Here is a 17,500-nt window from a genome sequence, read left to right as displayed (position 1 = left end):
ACCGCCAAGCTGCCGGAGAACACCGCACCCGACCAGAAGATGATCGCGCAGCTCGATGGGGTCGCCAGGAAGCACGGTTTTGCGAGCTATGACGACTACAACAACGTCGTCGACAACATCAGCCTGGTGCTCGGCGGCTTCGATCCCGCGACCAAGAAATATGTCGGCGCCGAAGCCGTGATCAAGGGCCAGATCGCCCTGATCGAGGCTGACAAGAAGATGTCGGCCAAGGACAAGAAGGAGGCAATCGGCGAGCTCAACGAGGCGCTCAAATCGCCGCCGCCGGCGATCGAGAACAAGGCCAATATCGATCTCGTCGCCAGGTACTACGACAAGCTGATCGCGGCGCTCGGCGACGACCAGAATTGACCAATCTCATGCCCGGCCACGACAGTCGGACGAAAGCGTGCGCATCCGCATCATGAAGCCGTCGTAGCTGAGTTCGGCTCCGATTGACGTTGATTGTTGAGCGGTTGATTGTTTGAGCGTTTCCGTCGGCCCTTCGTGGGCTCTTGCTCTTTGGAATTCCGGTATTTTCGGTTCCGAGCGGCAGGATGACCAATCGCTTGACGATAATCAAGCGTCCCGGTCTCCGCCGCAGGTGCGAAGCGCGGCGGCCGCCCCGCTGCGTTCTTGATCGAGAGTGCCGGCGTGCGGCAAGTTGTCGACGGCCGCGAGCCGCCGCGGCCGGTCCGGGCCGGAGATTGAGCAGATGAAGAACAAGAAGATCGTCGTCGCGGGAGCGACGGGGCTCGTCGGCAGTGCCGCGTTGCGACACTTCGGCGCATCGGGAGGCTCTGAGGTCGTTGCATTGTCGCGGCGCAAGCCGCGCGATCTCTACGGCGCGCGCCACGTCCCTCTCGACCTGACGGACGCGGCGGAATGCCGGCGGGCCTCGGCAGAGCTGCGCGGCGCGACGCACCTGGTCTACGCGGCGCTCTACGAAACGCCGAATCTGGTGGACGGCTGGCGCGACGAGCGGCAGATCAGGACCAATGATCTCATGCTGCGCAACCTGATGGGTGCGCTCGAGCCCGTCGCGCCGGACCTCCGCCATGTTGCCCTGCTGCAGGGCACCAAGGCCTATGGCGTCCATGTCCGGCCGCTCGCGGTGCCGGCGCGCGAGGGGCGCTCGGAAATGTACGAGCAGCCGAATTTCTACTGGGCCCAGGAGACCTTTTTACGCGAGCTGCAGCAGGGCAGGGCCTGGCACTGGAGTATTTTGCGGCCCGTGCTGATCGTTGGCCTCGCCATGGGCGGCGCGATGGATTTGATCCCGCCGCTCGGCGTCTACGCGGCGATGCTGCGCGAGCAGGGCCGGCCGCTCGACTATCCCGGCGGGGCCGCGCGGGTGTCGCAGGCCGTCGACGTCGACCTGCTGGCGCGCGCGATCGCGTGGTCCGGCGAGGCCGAGGCCGCGCGCAACGAGACCTTCAACGTCACCAATGGCGACGTCTTCACCTGGGAGAACATCTGGCCCGCGATTGCCGATGCGCTGGACATGAATCCAGGCAAGCCCGTGCCGCTCTCGCTCGCAAAGGCATATCCGGACTGGATCGCGCCGTGGGAGGCTTTGCGGCGCAAGCACAACCTCGCCTCGCCGGGATTGGCCGAATTCGTCGGCCTGTCGTTCCAGTATGCCGACTACAGCATGCGCTACGGCCATGCCGAATCCGGTCCGCCCTCGATCGTCTCGACGGTGAAGATCAACCGCGCCGGCTTTACCGAGATGATGGACACCGAGGACATGTTTCGGAAGTGGTTCGCCCAGGCCCGGGATCAGCGGCTGCTTCCCTGACGAGCCTCAGGCCTTCGCAAAAGCCGTTTCCATCGCCTTGCGCGTCTTCACCGTCTCGTTGCCTTCGTCGAACTCGACGTCGCTCCAGCGCACCATCGCGCCATGGGCGACGTCGCGTCTGAGCTTGACCCGGTGCGCGAGCCCGATCGGCAGCGCGCCGGCTTTCAGGCTCGCCGCCGCCGGCACCAGCTTGCCCCAGACCGTGTAGCCGCCTTCGCCGTCCAGCATCTCGCCGGCGCGCAAGTTTCGCTTGGCCACGGCCGCGACGTCGCCGCGGAAGCCGCTCGCCTGGCCGGTCGGCTCCCCCCGCAGCGCGGCCGACAGGACCGAGACGTTCAGCTCCAGTCCGATCAAATGATAGGGCTTGTACATCGCGGCATAGCGCCCGCTTGCGTCGGTCTTCAGTCCGTATTGCCGGAAACAGTCGGCGGCATAGTCGTTCGGCGCCTCCAGCACGACGTAGACGCCCCAGCGCAAGTCGCGGAACACCGGGCGGCCGTCGCGCTCCAGCGAGGAGACCACTTCCACCACGCCCGCGCGCTCCAGCACGCCGCCCTTGTCGCGCGGCCGCATGATGTGCGGCAGGTCGTCGACGCCGCAGGGCGGAAACGACAGGCCGTCCGCCGGCACGTCGAGCGCACAGGCGTTCGCGATCGCCGCCATCTCGATCGCCGACTTGGTGCCGTCGAGGAAGGAGTTGAACATCTGCGGGTTCATGCCGGCCGACTGCGCCTCGCCCGCCGTGAGGCCATAGTGTTGCCAGACGCCTTCGGGCGTCACGTCGTGATAGGCAGGCAGGTATTTCGTGCCCTTGCCGGCGGCGACCACGCGAAAGCCGGTGGCGCGCGCCCAGTCGACCATCTCCGCCGTCAGCGCCGGCTGGTCGCCATAGGCGAGCGAATAGACCACACCCGCCTTCCGCGCCTCCTCGGCGAGCAGGGGGCCGGCCAGCACGTCGGCCTCGACATTGACCATCACGATGTGCTTGCCGGCCGCAATCGCCGCGCGCGCGTGCCTGATGCCGACCGCCGGATTGCCCGTCGCCTCCACCACCACATCGATCGCCCCGCCGGCGATGGCGCGTGCGCCGTCATCGGTGAAGCTCGTGGCCGCGATGCGCTCGGCCTCCCAGCCGACGGTGCGGCAGGCCTCGCGCGCCCGCTCGCGGTCGAGGTCGACGATGACGGGCACCTCCAGTCCCGGCACGTGCGGCACCTGCGACAGGAACATCGAGCCGAACTTTCCGGCGCCGATCAGCGCCACGCGCACCGGCTTGCCGGCCGCGTGGCGGGCTTGGAGGAGATGGAAGAGGTTCATGATGGCTTCCCGGATGCAAATATCGCGTCCCGGACGCGGTGCAGCACGAAGTGATGCTCCGCAGATCCGGGACCCATGAGGATGAAATCCATGCGGCGTGGGCCCCGGATCAGCAGTGCATCATTTCACGATGCGCGGCATCCGGGGCACGAGAGTGTCTTACTCCGCCGCTTGCCGCGGCGCACGCGCGAGGCGCAGCAGCGCGTCGTCGTCCACCGTCTTGATCGGCGCAAAATCGCGGTGGGCGATGTACTCGGGCCGCGTCGGCTTGCGGATGTAGTTCGAGACCGCGTTCAGCGTCAGATAGACGATCTTGCGCGGATAGGGCGTGATGTTGCCGCTCGATCCGTGCACGAGATTGCCGTGGAACATCAGCATGCCGCCCCCCTTGCCGGTCGGCGCCACGATGCCGCCCTGCTGGACCAGGCGCGTGACCGTGTCCTCGTCCAGCGTCCACAGCGGATAGGAGGTGGTGGCGAGATCATGCGAGGCGGCGAGGTCGCCGGCGTCCTGGCTGCGCGGCACCAGCATCAGGGGACCGTTGATCGGCATCACCTCGTCGAGGAAGATTGCGATGTTCATGGCGCGGGGCTCGGGCATGCCGTCGTCGCGCTTCCAGGTGCCGTAGTCCTGGTGCCATTGCCAGACGTCGCCGGTGAAGGCTGATTTCGCGTTGATCTTGAACTGGTGCATGTAGACGGGCTCGCCGAACACCTGCTCGACCGGCTCGATCATGCGCGGATGCCTGCCGAGGATGCCGAACGCCTCGTTGTAGAGATGCGCGGCAAACGCCGTGCGGGGCGCGCCGCTCTTTTCGCGCCAGACTTCGGGGCGATTGGCGTCGTAGATCGCCACGGCCTCACGCGCCAGAAAGTCGACTTCCTCCTGGCTGAACAGCTCGGGGAGGAACAGCCAACCCTCGCGGCGGAAGAACTCCAGTTGCTCCTGGGTCAGTTTCATGGGTCAAATCCTCCCTACGATTGTTGTTTTCTCTCGTCATGGCCAGGACGAGCCCGGGCACGACGGCGCATCTACGCCGCCACTTCCGTCGCCCGCAATCTCTCCTCGGTCATCCGTCCCGCGGCTTGCGCGTGCGCGAGCGCGGCACGCTCGGCGCCCCTAGCGTCGCCTGCGAGAACATGTCCGGCGAGGTCGGCGTGCTCCGTCCAGGCGCTCTCGCGGTAGTCGAGTTCGGAGAGCACGGTGGCCATCGAGCGGCGCATGTGCGGCCATTGCGGCGCGATCGTCTGCTCGATCACGGGATTGCCGGCGAGCTGATAGATCGCCCGATGGAAGTCGACGTCGAGCGCGATCAGCTCGGCGAGCGGCGTCTTGCGGTTGATGCGGCCGCCGGCGCGCAGCGCGGCGTCCAGCCGCGCGCGACCGGCCGCGTCGGTGCCGGCACGCTCGGCGGCGAGCCGCGCCGCCAGCGCGTCGATCGCGCCGCGCACCTCGTAGAGCTGGCGGATGCGGATGGGATCGAGCTGGGTGACCTCAAAGCCGCGCCGGCCGCTCTCGGCGACGAGGCCCTGCCGATGCAGCAGGTGCAGCGCATGCGATACCGGCTGGCGCGACACGCCGAGCCGGTCGGCGAGCTCGTTCTGGCGGATGCGCTGGCCCGGCTGCAGGCTGCGGTCGATGATCGCCTCCAGGATCCGCGCATAGACCTGGTCGATCAGGTTGGGCGATGGGTCGAGCGGGATCACGCCGGCGGCTCCTCAGCAAATACGGAATTCCGTATTCAAAACGCTACTGCTTGTCATGTGCGGGGTCAAGCGCAGCACGGGCGCGCGGCGGCCTGAGCGCTGACCTGTCAGTGTATTGAAATTACGCCGGTTTTCGACGTCGGCCGCCGTGCCGCATTCGACAGCGCTGGGGCTCCCCCGGCCTCACCGCTCCAGCACGACCAGGTCGAACGCCCGGACGCGCGCCGCCTCGGCCACCGCATCGAGCTCCGCGATCCTGTCGCCATCGAACGCAAGGCGGAGCGCGACGCGCAGTCGTCCGCCGAAGATGACGGCGATCGCGATCTCGCCGTCGATGAGCGCCGGTCGCGCGGCCTGGGCCCGTCCCTTGAAGGCTTCGGCGACCGCCGTGGCACCGCGGATCTCGGCGAGCGAGCCGAGCCGCACCGCCGCATCGTCTGCGCGCAGCATGACGTCGGGATCGAGCACGGCGAGCAGTCCCTCGAAATTGCCCTCGCGCGAGGCGGCGATGAAAGCCTCGACGATCCCGCGCCGGCGATCGAAATCGGCATCCGGCACGGGTGCACCCTGCACGCGCCGCCTCGCGCGGCTCGCGAGCTGGCGCGCGGCGGGCACCGAGCGGCCGACGATCGGGGCGATCTCCTCGAAGGGAACGGCGAACATGTCGTGCAGCACGAAGGCCAGCCGTTCGGCGGGCTGAAGCGTTTCGAGCACCACCAGCAGCGCCGCGCCGACGGAATCGGCCATCTCGGCGTCGCTGTCCTGCGTGTCGGCGACGGGCTCCGGCACATGCGGGCCGATCGGCTCCTCGCGGCGAGACTTGCGCGCACGCAGCATGTCGAGGCAGATGCGCGCGATCACCGTGGTGAGCCAGCCGCGCAGGTTTGCGACGTCGCCGGTCTCCGAGCGATTGAGGCGGAGCCAGGTTTCCTGCACGGCGTCGTCGACCTCGCCGTGGCGGCCGAGCATCCGGTAGGCGACCGCGCGCAGATGGTCGCGATTGGCCTGGAACTGCCCGGTCAAAAATCTTTTCTCGTCCATCGGTCACATTCCCTGTCCGCGATCCGTCATGGCCATGACGAAGGAAATCCGGCCGATGTGACAAGGATCGCACTGGAACCGTCAAAAAAAGTCCGCCGGCATCGCTGCCGGCCTCACATATGGAGACGCGACATGATGCACGCACGCATGAACCACCCCGTGATGGTCCTTCCCGACGCCATGAAGGTCCTGCAGTCGCTGGGCGCCCTGACCCAGAACGGCCTGCCGGAAAAGCTCCTGGAGCTGGTGCATCTGCGCGCCAGCCAGATCAACGGCTGCAGTGTCTGCGTCGACATGCACGCCAGGGCGGCCCGCAGGCATGGCGAAGCCGACGAGCGGCTGTTCGCGGTGTCCGCCTGGCGCGACACGCCGTATTTCACGGACGCCGAGCGCGCAGCGCTGGCGCTCACCGAAGAGCTGACGCGGCTGCCCGATCGCGCCGATCCCGTTCCAGATCCGGTCTGGAACGCGGCCGACAAGCATTTTGACGAGGCCGAGCTCGCCACGCTGCTGCTCGCGATCGCCACCATCAACGTCTGGAACCGTCTCAACGTCGCGGTCAGGCAGCCCGTCGGCGCCTGGAAGGGGTGAGAGGAAACACCTCTACCCCGCCAGAAACGCCGTCACCGCGTCGCAATAGGCCTGCGGCGCCTGCTCGAACATCCAGTGGCCGGTGTCTGGAATGACAGCGGTTCGGGCACCGGCAATGTGCTTTGCCAGCGCGCGCCAGATCACCGAGAGATTGCCCTTGGTGGCGCCGCCGCCGATCAGGAGCGTGGGGTTGCGGATCGCCTGCGCGTCCGCGAGCGTATAGGGCTTGCGGTTCTCGTTGACCTGGCCGAGGAAGCTGAAGACGTTGTCGCGCAATTGCTGCTTGGCGGCGGCCGGCACGCGCCGCCAGCTTCCTTCGCCCTCGATCTCCTCGAAGAAGTGCTGCAGCGCGCCCTCGGTGTCGCCGGCGCGAACCTTCTCGGCCGCCACCGCGATGCGGGGCGGCGCGCCGGCGCCGGTCCCAAGACTGGCGTCGAGCGCTCCGCCGGGCTCGACCAGTACCAGCTTGCGCAACAGGTCGGGCCGCGCCTGCGCGACGCGAAACGCGAGATGCCCGCCGCGCGAATGACCCATCAGGTCGACCGGCGCGCCGAGCTGTTCGATGAAGGCGATGGTGTCGTCGACGTGCTGGCCCATCCGGTAATTGCCGCCGATCCCGTCCCAATGCTCGGGAAACAGATGGCGCAGGCTGACCGAGATCACGCGGTGCGTCTTCGACAGTGGCCCGAGCACCGAATACCAGGTACGGAAATCGCCGAGCGTGCCGTGCACGCAGACGAGCGGCGGCCCCGAATTGGCCTCGCCCACCTCGAGATAGGCCATGTCGTAACCGTTGATGCGAGTTGTCTGCATGATCAGCCTGCCAAAAAGTCCAGCACGATCTCGGAATATTTTTGCGGCGCCTGCTCGAACATCGGGTGCGAGGTGCGCTCGATGACCACCGTCCTGGAGTAGCGCACGTGCGCGGCCAGCGCCCGCAGCACCTTTGGCAGCAGGCCCTTGGTGCGCTCGCCCAGGATGAACAGCGTCGGTATCCTGATCGCCTCCGCGTCGGCCTTCGAGAAGGGCGGGCGGTTGTCGCGGACCTGGCCGATCAGGGTCGTGGCGTTGTCGCGCAAATTCTGCTTCACGGCGGCCGGCAGCCGCGGCCAGGTGCCGGGGCCTTCCAGCGTGTCCATGAAGACGGCGAGCCCGCCGTCGACGTCGCCGGCCGCGATCTTGTCGGCGGCGGCGGTGAAATGCGCGAGCAGCGGCGAGGGGCCGCCCTTGTAGTCCGGGTCGAGCGTGGCGTCGAGCTCGCCGCCGGGCTCGGCGAGGATCAGGCGGCGCAGCAGGTCCGGCCGCGCCTGTGCGACGCGGAAACAGATGTGCCCGCCGCGCGAATGGCCCATCAGGTCGACCGGGCCGGCGTCGAGCTTTTCGATGAAGGCGATGACGTCGTCGACATGCTGCTGGATCGAATAGGTGTCGCCAACGCCGTTCCACTGATCGGGAAAGAAGTGCCTTAAGCTGACGCAGATCAGGCGATGGCGCTGCGACAGCGGTCCCAGCACGCAGCCCCAGATACGGAAATCGCTGAGCGAGCCGTGCACGCAGACGAGCGGCGGCCGGCCCCTCTCCTCGCCGACGTCGAGATAGGCCATGTCGTATCCGTTGACGTGAAGGCGCTGCATGTCCGGGCTCGCGGGACGGAGAAGGAACTCATGTGCAAGATTCCCCGAAACCGGGTGGATCGCAACTCTTTCCAAGCCTAGATTCCGTCGCAGGATCAGCGTGGGGCGTGCGACGAGGGAGCCTGCCATGACCGACCAGCATTTTGCCCTGTTCGAGACCAGAATCGGCCTGTGCGGCATCGAATGGGGGCCGCGCGGCATCAACGGCGTGCAGTTGCCGATGGGGGGGGAGGCGCAGATCCGCACCCGCATCCGCCAGCGCTACGGCGATGCCAGCGAGCAGGAGCCGACCGCCGAGGTGAAAGAGGCGATCGAGCGCATCGTGCACCTGCTCGCGGGCGAACCGGACGACCTCGCCGATATCGCGCTCGATCTCGACGGCGTGCCGGAATTCAGCCGCGGCGTCTATGCGATCGCCCGCACCATCCCGCCCGGCCAGACCCTGACCTATGGCGATATCGCCAAGCGCCTCGGCGGCGTGGAGTTGTCGCGCGAGGTCGGCCAGGCGCTCGGCCGCAACCCGTGCCCGATCGTGGTGCCCTGCCATCGCGTGCTCGCCGCCGGCAACAAGCCGGGCGGCTTCTCGGCGAACGGCGGCGTGGCGACGAAGCTGAAGATGCTTGAGATCGAGGGCGCGATCGTCAATCACACGCCGAGTTTGTTTGATTGACGATCCGTACGCGCCGGAATCGTAGGGCGGGCAAAGGCGCGAAGCGCCGTGCCCACCATGCTATATCCGTGTCGCCGCGGAAGTGGTGGGCACGCTTCGCTTTGCCCACCCTACCGTAGCCTGGCTACACCGCCTCGCAAGCGAAGCCGTTGCCCTTGCGCCGGATTCTTCCAACCGACGGCGAGGGGAAATGCGCCGTGCAGCACAGCGTGTCGGTGTCGCAATAGCGTTCCAAGAAGCTCCTGCGGGTCGCTGCCGCCTGCGCCTGGTCGACGTCGAACTTCGCCGACAGCTCGGGATGGCGCGCCTGCAGCGGCGAATGCATGAGGTCGCCGGAAAACACCGCGTCGTCCCTGCCGCGGCCGAAGGTGAAGGCGACGTGGCCGGGGGTGTGGCCCGGCGTCGGCAGGATGCGGACGTGATCGCCGATCTGGTGGTCGTAGCCGACGATCTCGTGCCGCCTGGCCTCGACGACCGGCAGCACGCTGTCGACGAAGGGCGGCACCTCCGCCCTGGCATTCTGCTCGGTCCAGTAGTCGAACTCGCCCTTGGCGAACACGTAGCGCGCTTTGGGGAAGGTCGGCACCCAGCGGCCGTTCTCGAGCCGTGTGTTCCAGCCGACGTGATCGACATGCAGATGCGTGCACATCACGAAGTCGATGTCGCCGACCGACAGGCCCGCGGCGGCCAGGCCCTTCATGTAGGTGTCGTCGGTCTTCAAGTTCCACTTCGGCCGCAGCGGCCGCGGCTTGTCGTTGCCAATGCAGCTGTCGACCAGGATGGTGTGATGCGGCGTCCTGATCACGTAGGACTGGAAACAGAGGATCAGCGTGTCCTTGTCGTCCAGCGCGTTGGCCTGTTGCATCCAGATCCGGTTCTCGGCCAGCACCTCCGGTGTCAGCCCCGGCAGCATGTCGAGCGCGGGCAGGAACGTCGTCTCCTGCTCGATGATGCGCTGGATGGTGAGATCGCCGACTGCGAATTTCAGGCGCATGACAGACCTCGCCTTACGCCGGCGGCGGGACCGAGATCTTCACCGATGGCCGCTCCAGCATCTTCTGGTGGAAGGCGTCGAGCTTCGGAAACGCCTTGCGCCAGCCGCAATCGGCGAAGCGGAAATCGGCGTAGCCGAGCACGCAGACGAGGCCGATCTGGGCGATGCCGAACGGGCCGTTCAGCACCTCGGGCCGATTCTCGAACCGCGCGAGGCCGCTCCAGGTGCGGTTCCAATGGTCGTCATGCCAGGCCTGCCACTGCAGCCCCTGCGGTCGCACCATCTTCTCGTAGCGGCACAGCAGCATGGAATCGAGCATGCCGTTGATCAGGGAGTGGTCGGTCTTGGCCTGCCAGCGCGCCGGTCCGTAGCCAGGGATCAGGCTGCCGCCGACGGTTTCGTTGAGATATTCGACGATGACGTAGCTGTCGAGAATGACCTCGCCGTCATTGGTGATCAGGATCGGCAATTTCTTCAGCGGCGTGATGCGCTGATAGTCCTCGTTGGCCGTGCCCGGCGCCACAGCGGCGGAGACCAGTTCGATCTTGTCGATCACGCCGAGTTCGATCGCGGCGATGCGCACCTTGCGGGCAAAGGGCGAGGCGGGGGAGAAGGTGAGTTTCATTTTGGGTATCCGTCAATCAACCGATTGGCTCCGTCATTGCGAGGAGCGAAGCGACGAAGCAATCCAGGGTCTCGCCGTGGATACAGTTCTGGATTGCTTCGCTTCGCTCGCAATGACGATGTGGCGGCAGTGGAGATTGTCGGCTCACGCCGCCACGATCTGCTGGCGCTGCTCGCCGAGGCCTTCGATACCCAGCGTCACGACGTCGCCGACGCTCAGGTATTGCGGCGGCTTCATGCCGGTGCCGACGCCGGGCGGCGTGCCCGTGGTAACGATGTCGCCGGGCAGCAGCGTCATGAACTGCGAGACGTAGGAGATGCACTTCGCCATCGAGAAGATCATGGTCGAAGTCGAGCCGGTCTGGCGACGCTGGCCGTTGACGTCGAGCCACATCGACAGGTTCTGCACGTCCTTGATCTCGTCCTTGGTCGCGACCCACGGGCCGAGCGGGCCGAACGTGTCGTGCGACTTGCCCTTGGTCCACTGGCCCAGCCGCTCGATCTGGAAATTGCGCTCGGAGACGTCGTTGCAGACGGAGTAGCCGGCGATGTGATTGAGCGCGTCGGCCTCCGAGACGTATTTGGCGCGGGTGCCGATGATCGCGGCGATCTCGACCTCCCAGTCGAGCTTGGTCGAGCCGCGCGGCTTCTCGACCGCATCGTTGGGGCCGGACAGCGCGGTGTTGGCCTTGAGGAAGAAGATCGGCTCGGACGGGATCGGGTTGCCGGTCTCCTTGGCATGGTCGGAATAGTTGAGGCCGATCGCCACGAATTTCGAGATGCCGGTCACGGGCGCGCCGAACCGCGGCTTGCCGGAGACGGCGGGCAGGGAGGCCGGGTCGATCGCGGCCAGCTTCTTCAGCGATTCCGGCGCATAGGCGTCGCCGTTGAGGTCCTTCACATGCGCCGAGAGGTCGCGCAACTGGCCGGATTTGTCGATCAGGCCGGGCTTTTCCGCACCCTTTTCGCCGTAACGAACAAGCTTCATTCTCGTCTCTCCCTGGGATGGACCGTTTGGTTGAATAGCTTTTGGAACAGGGGCGCGGGAAATTCAACCGCCCATGGCGTGCTGCATTGCTGCCCTTCGTTGTGAGGTGGGCAACCCTTGTGAGGTGGCAAAGGTTTCGTGCCCCGGACGCAGCGCAGCACGAAGTGGTGCGCCGCTTGCGCGCTGCACCGCGTCCGGGACACGCGAGCGAATTTGCCTCACCCCAGCGCCACGAACCTGAACGCATCCCCCTCACGCTTGACGTGGCCGGCGGCGAAATGGCCGCCGATCACCAGCGTCGGCGTGTCGGCAAAGCGCGAGAACAGCTCGCGCCGCGTCGCCGCCGATTTCGCCTGGTCGGCATCCGCGGTCGAGGACCAGCCGAGATGGGCCATCTGGCAGGGATGGTGGGCGACGTCTCCGGTCAAAAGCCCCTGTTCGCCTTCGGAGCAGATCAGGATACTCATATGGCCCGGGCTGTGGCCGGGGGTCGGGATCATGCTGACCTCTTCGCACAGCCGATGGTCGCTCGCGATCAGCTCGGCCCGGTCGGCCGCGACGATCGGCTTCACGGAATCGTCGAACACCGCGCGTTTGTCCGGCTCGTCCGAATGGTCGCGCCAGTGCTCGTATTCGGTCTTGCCGAAGACGTAGCGCGCTTTCGCGAAGGTCGGCACCCATTTGTCGCCGACGAGTCTCGTGTTCCAACCGACGTGGTCGACGTGCAGATGCGTGCACAGCACGGTGTCGATGCTGTCGGGCGCAAAGCCCGCCGCCGTCATGGTCTCGAGAAAGGGCGTGTTGCGGTTGTTCCAGGTCGGGACGTTGCGGCCCTGCTTGTCGTTGCCGAGCCCGGTGTCGACCACGATGCGGCGCGAGGGTGTCTCCAACACCAGCGAGTGGATCGACATCTTCAGCCGGCCCTCGTCGGTTGCGAAATGCGGAATGAGCCAGGGCAGCTTCTGGATTTCGTCATTGGTCGCGAGCGGCAGGATGAACCGGGTCGAGCCCACCGTCTCCAGCTCCACCACCTTGGTGATCCTGACCTTGCCCACCTTCCACTGCATCCGGCGCTTCCTCTTCTTGTTTCTTGCGTCCGAAGCATGGGGGTTTCCGCGGCGCCGCGCAATGGATCATCCGGTGCCATGCTGCGTTATCGGGTCAGCCTTGATCGGTTCAGACTTGGGAGGACCTCATGCCGGAATTGACGATTTCACTCGAAAAAGTTGCTTTCCTGATAGAGAAAGCCCGCGAGTTCGACGTCAAGCAAGCCGCCTCCGATCCCGATTCCGGCTCCAGCGCCGCCGATGACGACATGGTCGACGTGCTCGAAGACACCGCCGGCGATCCGGTGGTGCGCGAGATCTCCGGCTTCATCAATGCGCTGACCGAGGACGAGCAGGTCGACCTCGTCGCGCTGATGCGGCTCGGCCGCGGCGACGGCGGAATCGACGATTGGTCCGCCCTCCGCAGCCAGGCGCTCGAACAGCACGAGGGGCGCAGCACCGCACGCTATCTCCTGGGCGAGCCGATGCTCGGCGATCTCCTGGCCGAAGCCCTCGATGCCTTCGGCATCGACTGGACCGAGGAGCGCGTGACGGCGGATTCCTCCGGCCCCAGCGAGCGCGACGAGGACGAGCCGACCCGGCGGCGGTGAAGCGTCCTACCGCGCGCAGTCGACGATGACGGTGCCGAGCTTGTCGCCCTTCTCGACGGCCTCGTGCGCGCGTGCGGTCTCCGACAGCGGAACCTGCGCGGCGACGTTGTGGAGCCGGGGCGCTGCCGCCAGCCATTTCGAGATGTCGGCCTGCGCGGCCGCGAGCGTTGCCTGCGGCAATGCGAACAGGACGAGCGGGCGCAGCGCGATGCATTTCTCCATCAGTTCGCGCATCGGCACGACCGGCGTCCGGTTGCCGTTGGTGGCGTAGACGGCAATTGCCGAGTTGACGGCCATCAGCTTCAGCGTGGTGGCGAGATTGCCGCCGAAATCGACGTCGACCACGCGATCGACGCCGCGCTGCGCGGTGAAGACAAGCGTCTTCGCGACGACGTCCTCCTCCCGGTAATTGATGACGAGATCGGCGCCGGCGCGCCGCGCCTGCTCTCCCTTCGCCGCCGAGCTCACGGTCGCGATCACCTGCGCGCCGCCCCATTTGGCGAGTTGCACGGCGTAGTGGCCGACCGCGCCGGCGCCGCCGGTGACCAGCACCGTTTGGCCGCGAATCGGCCCGTCGCCGAACAGGCAGCACCACGCCGTCATGGCGGGAATGCCGAGCGTGGCGCCTTGCGCGAACGACAGGCTTTCCGGCAGCGGGGTCACGAGCCATTCGGCGAGCACGATGTATTCCGCGGCCGTTCCGAAGGCGCGGCCGTTGCGCTGGCCGTTGAACAGCCAGACCCGGTCGCCGGCCTCAAACCGCGTCACGCCGTCGCCGACCTGGTCGATGACGCCGGTCCCGTCGCTGTTCGGGATCACCCGCGGATATTCCATCGGCCGGTAGCTGCCACTGCGGCGGCCGACGTCGGCCGGATTGACGCCGGAGGCCTGCAGGCGAACGCGCACTTCGCCCGGGCCCGCCACCGGCGTCGGCATCTCGCCATGGGTGAGGACCTCGGCCGCCGGGCCGGTCCGCTCGTACCAGACCGCCTTCACAGCGTTCCCGGGAAGGCGCCGCCGTCGAGCAGAATGTTCTGCCCGGTGATGAAGCCGGCTTTGGCGCCGCACAGGAAGGCGCAGGCATAGCCGAATTCGTCGGGGTCGCCGAAGCGCCCCGCGGGATTGAGCTTGGCGCGCTCGGCCAGGATCTGATCCGCCGTGATGCCACGCTTCTCGGCCTCGGCCTTCGCGGTGCCGCGCAGCCGGTCCGTCCCGAACGGGCCCGGCAACAAGCCATTGATGGTGACGTTGTTGATCACGGTCTTGCGGGACAGACCCGCGATGAAGCCGGTGAGGCCAGCGCGGGCGCCGTTGGAGAGGCCCAGGATGTCGATCGGCGCCTTCACCGCGGCGGAGGTGATGTTGACGATGCGGCCGAACTTGCGCGCCATCATGCCGTCGACGGTCGCCTTGATCAGCTCGATCGGCGTCAGCATGTTGGCGTCGATCGCCTTGATCCAGTCGTCGCGGGTCCAGTTGCGGAAATCGCCGGGCGGGGGACCGCCGGCATTGTTGACGAGGATGTCCGGATCGGGACAGGCCTTCAGCACGGCCTCGCGCCCCGCAGGCGTGGTGATGTCACCGACGATCTCGGTGACGGTGACGCTCGCGTTGGCCTTCCTGATCTCGTCGGCCGTCTTTTTCAACGCTTCGGCGCCGCGCGCGGTCAGCGTGACATGGACGCCTTCATTGGCGAGCGCCATGGCGCAGGCACGGCCCAGGCCCTTGCTGGATGCGCAGACGATGGCGCGGCGGCCTTTGATCCCAAGATCCACTGTTTCACTCCCGTGCTGTCAGGTGGTTTTTGCAAGTGCGATGCAGCTACTCTAGCCAACGGCGGCGGCTCTGGTAAGCCCTGCGGCTTTGCGCCGGCCGAAATCGCGGGTATCAATGCGCGCATATCGGTCTTGTGCCAGGAAATTTCGACATGTCCGCCGTGTTCGACGTCAGCAAGGAAACCATCCTGATCACCGGCGCCAGCCAGGGGTTGGGGCGGCAGTTCGCCCGCGTTCTGGCCGCGCATGGCGCAGCCGTCGTGCTGGCCGCGCGCCAGACCGGCAAGCTGAAGAGCCTGCAGGAGGAGATCCGCGGCAAGGGCGGCCGGGCGGCTGCGGTTTCGCTCGACATCACCGATACCGCCTCTATCCCCAAGGCGGTCGATGTTGCGGAGGCAGCGCTGGGGCCCATCACCGTGCTGATCAACAATGCCGGCATCGCGATCGAGAAGCTCGCGATCGACCAGACCGAGGCCGACTGGGACGCCGTGATCGGCTCCAACCTCAAGGGCGCCTATTTCCTCGCGACCGAGGTGGCGCGGCGGATGATCGCGCGCCAGCAGCCGGGCAACATCGTCAACATCGCCTCGGTGATCGGCACCGGCGTCCTGAAGGCGCTCTCGCCCTACGCGATCTCCAAGGCCGGCATGATCCAGGGCACGCGCGCGATGGCGCTGGAACTCGCCGGCAACAACATCCGCGTCAACGCGCTGGCGCCCGGCTACATCGACACCGAGATGAATCACGACTTCTGGTCGACTCCTCCGGGCGAGCGGCTGACCAAGCGCATCCCGCAGCGCCGCGTCGGCGCCGAAAGCGATCTCGACGGCGCCATTCTGCTCTTGGCGTCGAACGCCTCACGCTACATGACCGGCAGCGTGGTGACGGTGGACGGCGGGTTTTTGCTGAGTTGAGACGGTTGTCATTGCCGGGCAAGCTGGCCACGACCTCCTTCGTCGTCCCGGACAAGCGCGCCAAAGGCGCGCGCCGATCCGGGATCCATAACCACAGGGAGGAGTTGTTCGTAGACGATCTCTCCCCTGCGTTCGTCCCACGAGAGATCACGCGGTATGGGTCCCGGCGTTCGCCGGGACGACGATGAGGCGATCGCTTGCCCTACGCCCGTATCTCCGCCTTGATCATGTCGGCGGCCTTCTCGCCGATCATGATGGTCGGCGCGTTGGTGTTGCCGCCGATCAGGGTGGGCATGATCGAGGCGTCGACGACGCGCAAGGCCTCCAGGCCGTGTACTCTGAGCTTCGGATCGACCACGGCAAGCGGGTCGCCAGCGCCCATCTTGCAGGTGCCGACCGGGTGATAGACCGTGTCGACGCGATCGCGCAGCAGCGCGCGGATGTCATCGTCGGTCTTCACGCCCTCCGTCACCATGTCCTTCTTCTGCAGCGCCCGTAGCGCCGGCGCCTCCATCAGCCGCCGCGTCAGCTTGAAGCCCGCGACCATCGCCTCGAGGTCGGCCTCCTCGCCGAGGAAATTCGGGTCGATCAGCGGGGCGGCAAACGGATCGGCGCTCGCAAGCGCGAGCGTGCCCTTGCTGTTCGGCCGCAGCAGGCAGACGTGGCAGGAGAAGCCGCGGCCCCAGGTGCGTTTGCGGCCGTGGTCGTTGACCATCGCCATGCTGAAATGGAGCTGGACGTCGGGGACCTCGAGATCGGGGCGGGTCTTCAGGAAGCCGCCGCATTCGGCGAAATTCGTCGTCATCATGCCGCGGCGCTCCCGCCGGTACTGGCCGATGGCGCGGATCTGGTCGGCGATGCCGCGCCAGGTGATGCCGGCAAGATTGGGCGCATCTGACAGATAGGTGAAGATGAAATCCGGATGGTCCTGCAGGTTCGCACCCACGCCGGGCAGATGATGCCGGCTTTCGATGCCGTGCTTGCCGAGAGCTGCCGTATCGCCGACGCCCGACAGCATCAAAAGCTGCGGCGACTGGAAGGCGCCGGCGGCGAGGATCACCTCGCGCCGGGCCCTGATCTGCCGCAGCTTGTCGCCCTGCCTGAACTCGACGCCAACGGCGCGCTTGCCTTCGAACAGGATGCGCGTCGCATGCGCGTTCGTCTCGACCTTCAGATTGGCGCGGCTTGCCACGTGCGGATGCACATAGGCGCGCGCCGCGCTCCAGCGCTCGCCATTGTGCTGCGTCACCTGGTAGATGCCGAGCCCTTCGTGGTCTTCGGCATTGAAATCCTCGCGGATGCGGAATTGCGCCTCGCGCGCGGCGTCGAGGAACGTCTCCTGCACGGGATTGTCGGTGCGCAGCCGGTTGACGTGGAGCGGACCGCTGTTGCCGTGATATTCGCCGCTGAAATCGGAGTTGTTCTCCGAGCGCTTGAAATAGGGCAGCACGTCCGCATAGGCCCAGCCGGTGTTGCCGAGCGAAGCCCAGTGGTCGTAGTCCCAGCGGTGGCCGCGGATATAGACCATGGCGTTGATGGCGGAGGAGCCCCCTAGGCCCTTGCCGCGCGGCTGATAGCCGATGCGGCCGTTCAGCCCCTTCTGTGGCACGGTGTTGAAGCTCCAGTTGTTGACGCCGCCGGCGACCATCAGCACCAGCGCGCCCGGCGTGGTGACGATCCAGTTGTCGCAGGCGCCGCCGGCATCGAGCAGCGCCACCGAGGTGCCGGCGTCCTCCGACAGCCGTCCCGCCACCGCGCAGCCGCCGGAGCCCGCGCCCACCACCACGAAGT

Annotated in this window: 19 protein-coding genes (1 of these 19 cut by a window edge); 6 read left to right on the top strand and 13 right to left on the bottom strand. The window is 66.8% G+C overall.

All coding sequences use genetic code 11. From position 1 onward, the window contains the following. Together KGM94_RS12840 and KGM94_RS12835 are read left to right on the top strand one after the other, a co-directional pair. A protein-coding gene (locus KGM94_RS12840) for a hypothetical protein (RefSeq protein WP_300259319.1) crosses the window boundary here: on the top strand, positions 1 to 369 show its 3' portion. It extends 222 nt beyond the left edge of the window; only the last 369 of its 591 coding nucleotides appear in the window; its start codon lies beyond the left edge, outside the window; it ends in the stop codon at positions 367 to 369. A gap of 343 nt (positions 370 to 712) precedes the next feature. Further along, positions 713 to 1,798, top strand: a complete 1,086-nt coding sequence (locus tag KGM94_RS12835) for an SDR family oxidoreductase (protein WP_300259317.1) — start codon at positions 713 to 715, stop codon at positions 1,796 to 1,798. A gap of 6 nt (positions 1,799 to 1,804) precedes the next feature. Here KGM94_RS12835 and KGM94_RS12830 read toward each other — a convergent pair whose 3' ends face one another. From KGM94_RS12830 to KGM94_RS12815, 4 genes are all read right to left on the bottom strand, one after another. Further along, positions 1,805 to 3,115, bottom strand: coding sequence for a Gfo/Idh/MocA family oxidoreductase (locus KGM94_RS12830; RefSeq protein ID WP_300259315.1), 1,311 nt, complete (start codon positions 3,113 to 3,115; stop codon positions 1,805 to 1,807). A 159-nt stretch (positions 3,116 to 3,274) separates the two neighbouring features. Continuing rightward, positions 3,275 to 4,075, bottom strand: coding sequence for a phytanoyl-CoA dioxygenase family protein (locus KGM94_RS12825; RefSeq protein WP_300259313.1), 801 nt, complete (start codon positions 4,073 to 4,075; stop codon positions 3,275 to 3,277). Between the two features lie 71 nt (positions 4,076 to 4,146). Beyond that, positions 4,147 to 4,821, bottom strand: coding sequence for a GntR family transcriptional regulator (locus KGM94_RS12820; RefSeq protein ID WP_300259311.1), 675 nt, complete (start codon positions 4,819 to 4,821; stop codon positions 4,147 to 4,149). 183 nt (positions 4,822 to 5,004) lie between these two features. After that, a complete protein-coding gene (locus tag KGM94_RS12815; RefSeq protein ID WP_300259309.1) occupies positions 5,005 to 5,862 on the bottom strand; it encodes a sigma-70 family RNA polymerase sigma factor in 858 nt (285 codons plus the stop codon). 135 nt (positions 5,863 to 5,997) lie between these two features. Here KGM94_RS12815 and KGM94_RS12810 point away from each other — a divergent pair, with 135 nt between their 5' ends. Beyond that, positions 5,998 to 6,453, top strand: coding sequence for a carboxymuconolactone decarboxylase family protein (locus KGM94_RS12810; RefSeq protein ID WP_300259321.1), 456 nt, complete (start codon positions 5,998 to 6,000; stop codon positions 6,451 to 6,453). Positions 6,454 to 6,465: 12 nt separating this feature from the next. Here the strand turns inward: KGM94_RS12810 and KGM94_RS12805 are convergent, their stop codons facing one another. Both KGM94_RS12805 and KGM94_RS12800 read right to left on the bottom strand, forming a co-directional pair. Further along, a complete protein-coding gene (locus KGM94_RS12805; protein WP_300259307.1) occupies positions 6,466 to 7,266 on the bottom strand; it encodes an alpha/beta hydrolase in 801 nt (266 codons plus the stop codon). A gap of 2 nt (positions 7,267 to 7,268) precedes the next feature. After that, entirely contained in the window at positions 7,269 to 8,087 is an 819-nt protein-coding gene (locus tag KGM94_RS12800) for an alpha/beta hydrolase (protein ID WP_300259305.1), read from the bottom strand. Between the two features lie 127 nt (positions 8,088 to 8,214). On the opposite strand from KGM94_RS12800, the gene KGM94_RS12795 reads away from it, so the two are divergent. Then, on the top strand, positions 8,215 to 8,757 hold the full coding sequence (locus KGM94_RS12795; RefSeq protein WP_300259303.1) for a methylated-DNA--[protein]-cysteine S-methyltransferase: 543 nt from the start codon (positions 8,215 to 8,217) through the stop codon (positions 8,755 to 8,757). Between the two features lie 124 nt (positions 8,758 to 8,881). Here the strand turns inward: KGM94_RS12795 and KGM94_RS12790 are convergent, their stop codons facing one another. The 4 genes from KGM94_RS12790 to KGM94_RS12775 all read right to left on the bottom strand — a co-directional run bounded on the left by KGM94_RS12790 (position 8,882) and on the right by KGM94_RS12775 (position 12,430). Beyond that, entirely contained in the window at positions 8,882 to 9,751 is an 870-nt protein-coding gene (locus tag KGM94_RS12790) for an MBL fold metallo-hydrolase (RefSeq protein ID WP_300259301.1), read from the bottom strand. 13 nt (positions 9,752 to 9,764) lie between these two features. Further along, a complete protein-coding gene (locus KGM94_RS12785) occupies positions 9,765 to 10,376 on the bottom strand; it encodes a glutathione S-transferase family protein (RefSeq protein WP_300259299.1) in 612 nt (203 codons plus the stop codon). A 144-nt stretch (positions 10,377 to 10,520) separates the two neighbouring features. Next, entirely contained in the window at positions 10,521 to 11,363 is an 843-nt protein-coding gene (locus tag KGM94_RS12780; RefSeq protein WP_300259297.1) for a fumarylacetoacetate hydrolase family protein, read from the bottom strand. Between the two features lie 218 nt (positions 11,364 to 11,581). Next, entirely contained in the window at positions 11,582 to 12,430 is an 849-nt protein-coding gene (locus KGM94_RS12775) for an MBL fold metallo-hydrolase (protein WP_300259294.1), read from the bottom strand. 128 nt (positions 12,431 to 12,558) lie between these two features. Here KGM94_RS12775 and KGM94_RS12770 point away from each other — a divergent pair, with 128 nt between their 5' ends. Further along, positions 12,559 to 13,020, top strand: coding sequence for a DUF3775 domain-containing protein (locus KGM94_RS12770; protein WP_300259292.1), 462 nt, complete (start codon positions 12,559 to 12,561; stop codon positions 13,018 to 13,020). Between the two features lie 6 nt (positions 13,021 to 13,026). Here KGM94_RS12770 and KGM94_RS12765 read toward each other — a convergent pair whose 3' ends face one another. Together KGM94_RS12765 and KGM94_RS12760 are read right to left on the bottom strand one after the other, a co-directional pair. Beyond that, a complete protein-coding gene (locus KGM94_RS12765; RefSeq protein ID WP_300259290.1) occupies positions 13,027 to 14,016 on the bottom strand; it encodes an NADPH:quinone reductase in 990 nt (329 codons plus the stop codon). After that, entirely contained in the window at positions 14,013 to 14,795 is a 783-nt protein-coding gene (locus KGM94_RS12760) for an SDR family oxidoreductase (protein ID WP_300259288.1), read from the bottom strand. Before KGM94_RS12760 ends, KGM94_RS12765 begins: the two co-directional genes overlap by 4 nt. A gap of 152 nt (positions 14,796 to 14,947) precedes the next feature. Between KGM94_RS12760 and KGM94_RS12755 the strand changes: the two genes are divergently transcribed. Next, positions 14,948 to 15,709 carry an SDR family oxidoreductase gene (locus tag KGM94_RS12755; protein WP_300259286.1) on the top strand — a complete coding sequence of 254 codons (762 nt, stop codon included), beginning with the start codon at positions 14,948 to 14,950 and terminating at the stop codon, positions 15,707 to 15,709. Between the two features lie 202 nt (positions 15,710 to 15,911). Here KGM94_RS12755 and KGM94_RS12750 read toward each other — a convergent pair. After that, positions 15,912 to 17,500, bottom strand: a 1,589-nt coding sequence (locus KGM94_RS12750) for a GMC family oxidoreductase N-terminal domain-containing protein (protein WP_300259284.1), incomplete at its 5' end; no start/stop codon positions are given.

Source organism: Bradyrhizobium sp., from assembly GCF_028868675.1.
Lineage (GTDB): Bacteria > Pseudomonadota > Alphaproteobacteria > Rhizobiales > Xanthobacteraceae > Bradyrhizobium.
Note: the sequence above shows the minus strand (reverse complement) of the source record. Positions and strands in the feature narration are given on the sequence as shown.

What these genes read in the sequence shown, in the direction of transcription:
- KGM94_RS12805 (WP_300259307.1), bottom strand. Translation starts at nt 7,266, where the DNA reads ATGCAGACAACTCGCATCAACGGTTACGACATGGCCTATCTCGAGGTG.
- KGM94_RS12780 (WP_300259297.1), bottom strand. Translation starts at nt 11,363, where the DNA reads ATGAAGCTTGTTCGTTACGGCGAAAAGGGTGCGGAAAAGCCCGGCCTG.
- KGM94_RS12815 (WP_300259309.1), bottom strand. Translation starts at nt 5,862, where the DNA reads ATGGACGAGAAAAGATTTTTGACCGGGCAGTTCCAGGCCAATCGCGAC.
- KGM94_RS12755 (WP_300259286.1), top strand. Translation starts at nt 14,948, where the DNA reads ATGTCCGCCGTGTTCGACGTCAGCAAGGAAACCATCCTGATCACCGGC.
- KGM94_RS12785 (WP_300259299.1), bottom strand. Translation starts at nt 10,376, where the DNA reads ATGAAACTCACCTTCTCCCCCGCCTCGCCCTTTGCCCGCAAGGTGCGC.
- KGM94_RS12795 (WP_300259303.1), top strand. Translation starts at nt 8,215, where the DNA reads ATGACCGACCAGCATTTTGCCCTGTTCGAGACCAGAATCGGCCTGTGC.
- KGM94_RS12835 (WP_300259317.1), top strand. Translation starts at nt 713, where the DNA reads ATGAAGAACAAGAAGATCGTCGTCGCGGGAGCGACGGGGCTCGTCGGC.
- KGM94_RS12770 (WP_300259292.1), top strand. Translation starts at nt 12,559, where the DNA reads ATGCCGGAATTGACGATTTCACTCGAAAAAGTTGCTTTCCTGATAGAG.
- KGM94_RS12790 (WP_300259301.1), bottom strand. Translation starts at nt 9,751, where the DNA reads ATGCGCCTGAAATTCGCAGTCGGCGATCTCACCATCCAGCGCATCATC.
- KGM94_RS12810 (WP_300259321.1), top strand. Translation starts at nt 5,998, where the DNA reads ATGCACGCACGCATGAACCACCCCGTGATGGTCCTTCCCGACGCCATG.
- KGM94_RS12775 (WP_300259294.1), bottom strand. Translation starts at nt 12,430, where the DNA reads ATGCAGTGGAAGGTGGGCAAGGTCAGGATCACCAAGGTGGTGGAGCTG.
- KGM94_RS12800 (WP_300259305.1), bottom strand. Translation starts at nt 8,087, where the DNA reads ATGCAGCGCCTTCACGTCAACGGATACGACATGGCCTATCTCGACGTC.
- KGM94_RS12825 (WP_300259313.1), bottom strand. Translation starts at nt 4,075, where the DNA reads ATGAAACTGACCCAGGAGCAACTGGAGTTCTTCCGCCGCGAGGGTTGG.
- KGM94_RS12830 (WP_300259315.1), bottom strand. Translation starts at nt 3,115, where the DNA reads ATGAACCTCTTCCATCTCCTCCAAGCCCGCCACGCGGCCGGCAAGCCG.